The following is an 8,787-nucleotide window of genomic DNA, read 5'->3' on the forward strand; positions in this document are numbered from 1 at the left end:
GGGATCCAGGAGAAGCCAAGCTATTGCGGAAATTGGCCGAGCATCCAGAGCTGGGCCTGGGGAAAATAGCTTTTTACGCCATGGGAGAGGGCTTTACCTGGGAAACCCAAGACCGGGAGCGAGACATCGCCCATGCACAGGCGGCCTGGGAAAAGGGGCGGGAGCTGTTCACCAGCGGGGAGTTTCAGTTGGTGCTTCTGGATGAGATCAATGTCGCCCTCAAGTTGGGATATCTCTCGCCGGACGAGGTGTTGGCCGGGCTAGCGGAGAAACCGGAGCGGGTTCACCTGATCTTGACGGGGCGGGGCGCGCCGGCAGCGTTGATCGACCGAGCCGATCTGGTGACGGAGATGACTTTGGTCAAGCATCCCTTCCGTGACCAGGGGATCAAGGCGCAAATCGGCATCGAGTTCTAACCCTTGGGCAGGAAAGATGGCCATTCTGCTGGCGGCGGCAGCAAGCGGCAGCGGCAAAACCACCATCACTCTGGCTCTGTTGGCCGCTCTGAGGCGACGGGGCCTGCGCATCCAACCTTTCAAGGTGGGGCCGGATTACATTGATCCTCTGTTTCACACGGCGGTGAGCGGGATCCCCTGTCGCACTTTGGATCCCTTCTTGACCGACGAGGACTTTGTGCAGCGCTGCTTTCGCCACCATTGCCAGGGCAAGGATGGAGCCATTGTGGAGGGGGTAATGGGCCTCTTCGATGGACGAGCGCCGGGATCCCTGCCCCTCCCCGAGGGCGGAACGGAGCCTTTTTTTGCCAGCAGCGCCCATGTGGCCCGCCTGCTCGGGATCCCTGTGGTGCTGGTGATCGATGGCAGCGGCATGGGAACGACGGTGGCCGCTTTGCTCTACGGCTTGAGCCGCTGGGATCCCCGCCTCTCCATTGCCGGGGTGATTTTCAACCGGGTGGCCTCGGAGCGGCATGGACAAATCTTGCAGCAGGCAGCGGCTGCAGCGGGGATCCCAGTCTTGGGCCAGTTTCCCCGGCGGGAGGATTTGCGGTTGCCCAGCCGACACCTGGGGTTGGTGCCTGTCTCAGAACTGGATCACTTCCCCCACTGGCAAGCTGCCTGGGCCGAGCTGGCCGAGCAACACGTCAATTGGGATAGCCTATTGCCCCTCATTCGGAGGCTTCCTCCAGCGGTAGGAGAGCTGTGGCCAGGGATCCCCCCTCTCACCGAAAGGACTCCGCCCCGCCGCTGCGAACAGGTACGGGTGGCGGTGGCCCAAGACCACGCCTTTAACTTCTACTACGCCGACAACTTGGATCTGTTGCGGGCCTGTGGAGCCGAGCTGCTGGAGTATTCCCCCCTCCAGGTGGGACTATGGCCACCGGAGCCCTGCGATGGCGTGCTGCTGGGGGGAGGGTTCCCGGAATTGTTTGCAGCACCTCTATCTGAGAGAATTAACCAACAACCTCCCCCGCCCGCCCACCCACCCCTCTACGCCGAGTGTGGCGGACTGATGGTGCTGGGCCAATCCCTTACCGATTTTCAGGGAAAGACCTACCCGATGGCCGGGCTGTTGCCCATCACAGTAGACATGGCCAACCGGCTGTGTTTGGGCTACCGCGCAGCTGCCGTTTTGCGCCCAACCCTGCTGGCGCCAGCTGGGGATCGCCTGCGCGGGCATGAATTTCACCGCTCCCGCAGCACCCCCATCTCCCCCAGCCCAATCTACAGCTGGGGATCCCCCGCCCAGCTTCAACAGGAAGGATGGGCCACCGAGCGTCTTCACGCTTCGTACCTGCATCTGCACTGGGGATCCCGTCCTGATTTGGCCCTGAGATTATTACAGAACTTCTTAAGAATCTCGAAAGGGGATCCCTAAAAAACCGTGCCATCGCTGAGCAGTTGGATGGGAGGAGAAGCATCTGGCCTAAGCTGGGCCGCTATTTGCCGTCCTGCCGTCCAGGTTCCCCCTTGCAGTATCTTCACCAGGGGCAACTCTTGGGCAGAGCAACCCAGTCTTTCCCGGATTAAGGAGGCAACTTGATCCAGCAAAATCGCCGTCAGGGCCCGCCACTCCACAATCACTGTCGAATCTGGAGGATACGGTTGCTGACCAATCTCCGGCTGCTTGAGCTGGATCACCCCCAAATCCACAAACAGCCCCCCGTTGCGATACTCCGCCAAACCCGTCAGCTCATCCAAACCCCCGATTGGGATCCCCTCCTGCTGCAACGGCTCCAGCAGGGAATAGGTCATCCATTGGGACAACTTGTGAAAAGGCACCCAATGGCTCCCCGGCTCCGTTTGGGGCAGGTGGGGATAGGGCCAGACATCCCCCAGAGGGATCCCGGCCAGCGAGACTCGCCCAGGCCAAATGGAGCTAAACCCCCTCTGAACTGCCTGGAAGACCTGTGCTGCCTCGATCCCACCGCTGGGATCCTCAGGCTGGATGGCGTCCCACAACCGGCCAGGACGGGGAAGATTGTGACCGGATCCAAAGTAATGAGGTTGAGCCCACAAAGCTTGTGCCAACCTTTGCAGCAGTTGCCAGCGTCCTTCCAGTCCCAGTAAAGGATTTTCCGGCCCCACCTGAAAAGCTGCTGCCAAATCCGTCGAGGTGATCCGCTCCAGGGCCGCCGCATCCACTTGCAGAGGCTGTTGGGGATCGCTGGAAAACCCACCTCGCCAGAACCAGTCGAAACTGGCCAAGGCCAAACCTTCGGAACGACCCACCACCGTCTGACTTTCTGGATCCCAGTACTTCCAGGCAGAGCCTGCGCCTGCGTCCAGCAACACGCTGACGATGGCCAGATCCCACTTGCATCGCAGCCGCTCCAGCGGATCCATGTCTTTAAGTCGATTTTCCAGACGGGTTAGGCGCTCCCCGGATCCCACCTGAAAATGTTGCCAGCGGCTGTGGAAGGGAATTTCCCCGTTGGGATAATGGGCCCGCATTGTGGTGATCACATAGTCGGCTACGGATCCCAGCCGGTTCAGGTCGAGGCGAAAATGCTCTGATTCACCGGCCAAAACCCTTTCCAATAGCAACCGACAGCGATCCCGAATGGCTTGGGGACTCTGCAAATAAGCCACTCGTTTTTCCAGATCAACAGGTGTCAGCATCAAGCCGTTCCTTCTCAATTGTCCATGCCGAGAATTTTCTCAGCATAATCGGGCGGGAACCCACCTTGATCTGCATTCGTCTGCAAGCCTTGGCCCACTTGACACTCCCGCCGGTCTCTTGTCAAAAGACCGCGTCTTACTTCGCGATCGGTGAGACCCTTGCAAGAGAAAGCTTTGAGGCAACTGTCCTGATGACGCGAGCAGCCGCTGAGCCATTTTGAGAAAAGACTGGGCGAGCACTGAGTGAGGATCCCAGTCGATAAGAGTGTTGACTCGGAGTAAACTTTGATGTCTTTGTTAAGAGAAGTGTTGAATACTACATTTCACTGAGGTAGACCTTGCCTACTCTGTGGCCTTAATCACTTCCTTGAGGGATTGTCGATTGTTATGATAGATGTAATCCTAGTCCTAAGCATAAATTACTAGTTAGGTCATTTGCAGCTAGGCTAAGCCCCAAAAGTGCCAATCCGTTAGGGAGGAGTGTGATGTTCACACGGTTGGCGGAACAATACCGCAGCTATGTTCAAGATCTGGTGATGAGTTTGCAGGCTCTGGCCATCGTTTTGGAGAAGCGGGGCTACCCAGCCTCTTGCTACACCTGTGGTACGTCTTTCGAGAGTGCCTCGTTTATGGTCAGTTTACGAGAGGGGCACCTAATCCGCTTTTTGGTTTCCGAGTGCTCCATTAGCTGGACAGAAATGCGGGATGACCGGGAGCTTATGAAATTGGAAGGGGCAGAGGCGATTCGCCAACTGCAGGAGCTGGCAGAGCTTATCAAAGATGAGCTGTTGGTCGCCGCCACGCCGGCTGAAGCTCTGGTGGCCAGCACCTGATTTTTGCAGGCCCCAGGTCTGCCCGAACCCAAGCCGTAGCCGATTGGACAACTAAGCCTAACCTTCTAGGCCGCTGCTTTGGAGATTTTTCCCCTGTTGAGGAGTAAGGGTGGAATAGGGATCCCCCTCGACGGAGTGGCAGTTGGCTGGCTGCCCATGCCGCTTGTATGGGGATCCCAGATGACCCGCTCTCCCAGCTTGTATCTGGAGTGGTTTGTGGCGGCAAAGCCTCTCTGAGTAAAGTCTGAGTAAGGTGTCACCGCTGCCAGGGATCCCCTGTTGACGGCTTCATCTTATAACTCTGACCCAATACCCCCAAGGGGATTCGAACCCCTGTCGCATCCGTGAAAGGGATGTGTCCTAGGCCTCTAGACGATGGGGGCGCTCTCCGACAAGGCGATCCTAATCCTAAAGAAGGATAAGTAAGCTTGTCAACCTTTTAATCTGCATCCCCAGACCCACGCCCTGCCAAGTTCAGAATCAAGATCCCCAGCAAAGCCAGGCTCAGCAGGCTGGCAATCACAATCGGTTCATCTGGGATCACGTCCATCTTGGCTTCACCTCACCACATCACAAAGAGCCACACCTCAGACCCGTTCCACATCCCAGAAGAAGAGGGATCCCGCTATAACCACCCCGTCTCCTTGCTGTTCTAGCCGGCTCACACCCCATCGAGCCCCGTACGGAGGCGGGCCGGTGAGTCGTCCTGAGCAAAGCATCCATCCAGTGGCTTAGACTACACTAGTAAGGACTGACCCATCGTTTGGACTGGCATGATTCCCACCGTTATTGAGCAATCTGCGCGAGGCGAGCGCGCCTTTGACATTTACTCGCGTCTCTTGCGGGATCGGATCATTTTCTTGGGCACCCAGGTGGACGACGACATTGCTAACCTGATTGTGGCCCAGATGCTCTACTTGGAGTCCGAAGACCCTGAAAAAGACATCTACCTCTACATCAACTCCCCCGGCGGCTCTGTCTATGCTGGCATGGCCATTTACGACACCATGCAGCACATTCAGCCGGATGTCTCCACCATCTGCATTGGTTTGGCTGCCAGCATGGGAGCCTTTCTGCTGGCAGGGGGCACCAAAGGCAAGCGCATTGCCCTTCCCCACGCCCGCATCATGATCCACCAACCCCTTGGTGGAGCTCAGGGGCCAGCTACCGATATTGAAATTCAGGCCAAAGAGATCCTCTTCATCAAAAACAGCCTCAATAGCCTGCTGGCCTACCACACCGGCCAACCTCTAGAGCGCATCGAACGAGATACCGACCGCGACAACTTCATGACCCCAGAACAAGCCAAAGAGTACGGCCTTATCGACCAGGTGATCAGCAAGAGACCCCAGCCAACCCTGGCAGCCGTTTCTTGACCGTCCAGGCCCTGCGGGTGGGTTTGCTCTGCTCCCTCAAAGAAGGGAGCTTTTGGTTTTGGCCGGGGATTCCACCCAAAAGATATTAAGAAAGCCAAAGAAATCTGTATTCTCAGCGGGAAGCAGGGGGTCTTACTTTAATTAAACTAATCAAACTCATAAAGAAAGTAATGATCAGCCCATTATTGCGGATGGTAGCTTAGGATTAAACCTATATAGAGTTGTGTTTGCCGAGATTCTAGCTTAGGCGCTGTATAAATTCCTTTCCGCTGGGTTTGCAAATCCAGGGAGTCGAAGCTAGTAATTGAAGGCGCTCGAAAAGAAGGGTTTAGGGCTTCCATCCGCCGGGATGAAGAGTGTCTTAAAGCCCAACTTTGGCCTCATGGTTGTGGGGCGGTCTTATTCACGGAAACTCGGCGGTCTCGAGTTTTGGCCCTGAGTTTTTCCTCTTGGTTGCATCCGTGAAGGGCATTTTCTGGTTCTGTAATTCGTTCAGAGGGAGATCAACGTGGCCTACTCAGCAACCCAATCCAAAAGCGGCTATCAAGCCGGGGTGAAGGATTACCGACTCACCTATTACACTCCCGACTACACACCTAAGGATACCGACGTCTTGGCCTGTTTCCGAGTTACCCCTCAACCGGGCGTTCCTCCCGAAGAGGCGGGGGCAGCCGTGGCGGCTGAGTCTTCGACGGGCACCTGGACAACGGTATGGACCGATTTGCTTACTGACTTGGATCGGTACAAAGGCCGCTGCTATGACATCGAGCCGGTTCCCGGCGAAGACAACCAGTACTTCTGCTTCGTCGCCTATCCGCTGGATCTGTTCGAGGAAGGCTCGGTGACCAACATGCTCACCTCGATTGTGGGCAACGTTTTTGGCTTTAAGGCCCTAAAGGCGCTGCGGCTGGAAGATGTGCGGATCCCGGTGGCCTACCTGAAAACCTTCCAAGGCCCTCCCCACGGCATTCAGGTGGAGCGGGATAAGTTGAATAAGTATGGCCGTCCGCTGCTGGGCTGCACCATCAAACCCAAGTTGGGCCTTTCTGCCAAAAATTACGGGCGGGCCGTGTATGAAGCTCTGCGGGGCGGCCTGGACTTCACCAAAGATGACGAAAACATTAACTCCCAGCCCTTCCAGCGCTGGCGGGATCGCTACTTGTTCGTGATGGAGGCTGTCCACAAGGCCCAAGCGGAAACCGGCGAGATCAAGGGCCACTATTTGAACGTGACGGCGCCCACCTGCGAAGAGATGTTCAAGCGGGCCGAGTTTGCCAAGGAGTTGGGCGCCCCTATCATCATGCACGACTACTTGACAGCTGGCTTCACTGCCAACACCAGCTTGGCCAAGTGGTGCCGGGATAACGGCATTCTGCTGCACATTCACCGGGCCATGCACGCGGTGATCGACCGGCAGAAAAACCATGGCATCCACTTCCGGGTGTTGGCCAAGTGTTTGCGCATGTCCGGTGGCGACCACCTGCACTCTGGGACGGTGGTGGGCAAGTTGGAAGGCGACCGCGCCATCACGATGGGCTTTGTGGATCTCATGCGGGAAAACTACGTAGAGGCCGATCGCTCCCGCGGCATTTTCTTCACCCAAGATTGGGCTTCCATGCCAGGGGTGATGCCAGTGGCTTCCGGTGGGATCCACGTTTGGCACATGCCGGCGCTGGTGGAAATCTTCGGCGACGACTCGGTGCTGCAGTTCGGCGGCGGAACCTTGGGACACCCCTGGGGCAACGCGCCGGGCGCAACCGCCAACCGGGTGGCCTTGGAGGCTTGTATCCAAGCTCGTAACGAAGGTCGAGACCTGGCCCGTGAAGGCAACGACATCATCCGGGAAGCGGCCAAGTGGTCGCCGGAGCTGGCGGCTGCCTGCGAGCTGTGGAAGGAAATCAAGTTCGAGTTCAAGGCCGTCGACACCCTCTAGAGATCTGCTGGGGGCAAGGGATCCCCACGGTTCTCTTGCCCTACTGGCTCCCTCCCTGGATCGGCAATGGATCTGAAACAGATCGCCAAAGACACCGCCAAGACCTTGATCAGCTACCTGACTTATCAGGCGATGCGCACGGTGCTGGCTCAACTGAGCGAAACAGATCCCCCCAGGGCTCTTTGGCTACAGCAGTTCTCCGCTCGGCAAAACCTTCAGGATGGAGAAGCCTACCTGCGGGCTTTGCTGGCTGAGCGTCCTGAGTTGGCCTATCGCATCATGACCGTTCGTGAACACATTGCTGCGGAGGTGGTCGATTACCTGCCGGAAATGGCCAAAGCCGGCATCCAGCAAGCCAACATGGAGCACCGCCGCAATCATCTAGAACGGATCACCTCAGCAACAGGATCCCTACCCGTTACCCACCCGGAAGCGGGATCCCCCCCACAAAACCCTAGGCTCGAAACGGAGTGACACCGATCATGCAAACCTTACCAAAAGAGCGCCGCTACGAAACCCTCTCCTATCTGCCGCCGCTGACGGATCTGCAGATCATCAAGCAGGTGCAGTACATCTTGGATCAGGGCTACATCCCGGCCATAGAGTTCAACGAATCGTCTGAACCAACGGTTCGCTATTGGACGCTGTGGAAGCTGCCCCTGTTCAGCGCCACTTCTCCCCAGGAGGTGCTCAGCGAAGTGCAGGCTTGCCGCAGCGCCTACCCCAACTGTTTCATTCGCGTGGTGGGGTTCGACAACATTAAGCAGTGCCAAGTGCTCAGCTTCCTGGTCTATAAGCCCAGCGGCCTGCGCTAGGAGAGCGTCTTGCCAGTTCCCGGTCAAGTTCTGGCCAGCAACAGGGGAGAGCTTCTCCCCTTTTTGTCTTTATATTCGCTTCAGTTTAGGGTGAGACGCCTGGGCTACTGAGAAAAGCCTTCCAGCCCCGTGTATTGTTGCTCCGCAACGCTAACGCCGTTGTTTCTAGGATCCGATGCCCATAAGGGATCCCAGCCCTACCGCCAGAAGAGCGGCCAGGGTTGTTTGAATACTGTTTACAACTTCGTTGGTCATCCAGGCCAAACGGGGTTGTAACACCACTCCCATCCAGCTTTCCGCCAGGGTGGCCAGGATCCCGGCCAGCCAGCAGATGCCCAACCAAAATGGGCTTTCCCCCACCCACTCCCCGCCAATCCCCCAGGCCAACCCGGCCATCCCTGCCGCTGCCGCCACCCCCGCCAGGGATCCCTCTAGGCTCACGGCTCCTTCTGTGCCCGCCGGCACGGACTGGAAGGTGGTGATCAAAAAGGTCTTGCGGCCATAGGCTTTCCCCACCTCGCTGCTGACGGTATCGGCCAATTTCGCTGCAAAGCTGGCGCTGTATCCCAACCACCACAGGGGATGCGGGAAGAAAGCGTATCCTAGCGCACATACTGCCCCGGTTAAAGCGGATCCCCAGACGTTCTCCGGCCCTCGCGCCCCCTCTCGCTTTTCGGCGATCCCCTGCGCCTGCTTGCGCCGGATCCCCAGTTTGGTTACGGCTGTTCCCACTAAAAAATAGGCAGCTAC

General features: G+C 57.5%; 10 protein-coding genes and 1 tRNA gene. 8 read left to right on the forward strand and 3 right to left on the reverse strand.

Annotated features, from left to right (window positions below):
• Together NW837_RS04040 and NW837_RS04045 are read left to right on the forward strand one after the other, a co-directional pair.
• A partial coding sequence (locus NW837_RS04040; protein WP_414329374.1) for a cob(I)yrinic acid a,c-diamide adenosyltransferase occupies nt 1-416 on the forward strand: 416 nt, incomplete at its 5' end.
• Between the two features lie 16 nt (nt 417-432).
• Nucleotides 433-1,836: a cobyrinate a,c-diamide synthase gene (locus tag NW837_RS04045; RefSeq protein WP_414329375.1), complete on the forward strand. Its 1,404-nt coding sequence runs from the start codon at nt 433-435 to the stop codon at nt 1,834-1,836.
• Here NW837_RS04045 and NW837_RS04050 read toward each other — a convergent pair.
• Complete coding sequence (locus tag NW837_RS04050; protein ID WP_414329376.1) at nt 1,833-3,080, reverse strand: URC4/urg3 family protein; 1,248 nt, start codon at nt 3,078-3,080, stop codon at nt 1,833-1,835. The genes NW837_RS04045 and NW837_RS04050 overlap by 4 nt on opposite strands.
• A 485-nt stretch (nt 3,081-3,565) precedes the next feature.
• Between NW837_RS04050 and NW837_RS04055 the strand changes: the two genes are divergently transcribed.
• Both NW837_RS04055 and NW837_RS04060 read left to right on the forward strand, forming a co-directional pair.
• Nucleotides 3,566-3,913: a DUF1815 family protein gene (locus tag NW837_RS04055; RefSeq protein ID WP_011434143.1), complete on the forward strand. Its 348-nt coding sequence runs from the start codon at nt 3,566-3,568 to the stop codon at nt 3,911-3,913.
• Nucleotides 3,914-4,009: 96 nt separating this feature from the next.
• Complete coding sequence (locus NW837_RS04060; protein ID WP_414329377.1) at nt 4,010-4,150, forward strand: hypothetical protein; 141 nt, start codon at nt 4,010-4,012, stop codon at nt 4,148-4,150.
• A gap of 73 nt (nt 4,151-4,223) precedes the next feature.
• Here NW837_RS04060 and NW837_RS04065 read toward each other — a convergent pair.
• Nucleotides 4,224-4,296, reverse strand: a tRNA-Glu gene (locus NW837_RS04065).
• Between the two features lie 390 nt (nt 4,297-4,686).
• Between NW837_RS04065 and clpP the strand changes: the two genes are divergently transcribed.
• The 4 genes from clpP (at nt 4,687) to NW837_RS04085 (ending at nt 8,037) form a co-directional block, all read left to right on the forward strand.
• Nucleotides 4,687-5,289, forward strand: coding sequence for an ATP-dependent Clp endopeptidase proteolytic subunit ClpP (gene clpP / locus NW837_RS04070; protein WP_011434140.1), 603 nt, complete (start codon nt 4,687-4,689; stop codon nt 5,287-5,289).
• Between the two features lie 508 nt (nt 5,290-5,797).
• Nucleotides 5,798-7,222, forward strand: coding sequence for a form I ribulose bisphosphate carboxylase large subunit (locus NW837_RS04075; protein ID WP_011434138.1), 1,425 nt, complete (start codon nt 5,798-5,800; stop codon nt 7,220-7,222).
• Between the two features lie 66 nt (nt 7,223-7,288).
• Complete coding sequence (gene rcbX, locus NW837_RS04080; protein ID WP_011434137.1) at nt 7,289-7,696, forward strand: RuBisCO chaperone RbcX; 408 nt, start codon at nt 7,289-7,291, stop codon at nt 7,694-7,696.
• A gap of 8 nt (nt 7,697-7,704) precedes the next feature.
• The gene (locus tag NW837_RS04085) at nt 7,705-8,037 is read left to right on the forward strand and encodes a ribulose bisphosphate carboxylase small subunit (RefSeq protein ID WP_011434136.1); all 333 of its coding nucleotides are present in this window, start codon (nt 7,705-7,707) and stop codon (nt 8,035-8,037) included.
• 165 nt (nt 8,038-8,202) lie between these two features.
• Here the strand turns inward: NW837_RS04085 and NW837_RS04090 are convergent.
• A partial coding sequence (locus tag NW837_RS04090) for a DUF92 domain-containing protein (RefSeq protein WP_414329378.1) occupies nt 8,203-8,787 on the reverse strand: 585 nt, incomplete at its 5' end.

It is taken from the genome of Synechococcus sp. R6-10 (assembly GCF_047461815.1).
In the GTDB taxonomy this organism is placed as follows: Bacteria; Cyanobacteriota; Cyanobacteriia; order Thermostichales; family Thermostichaceae; genus Thermostichus.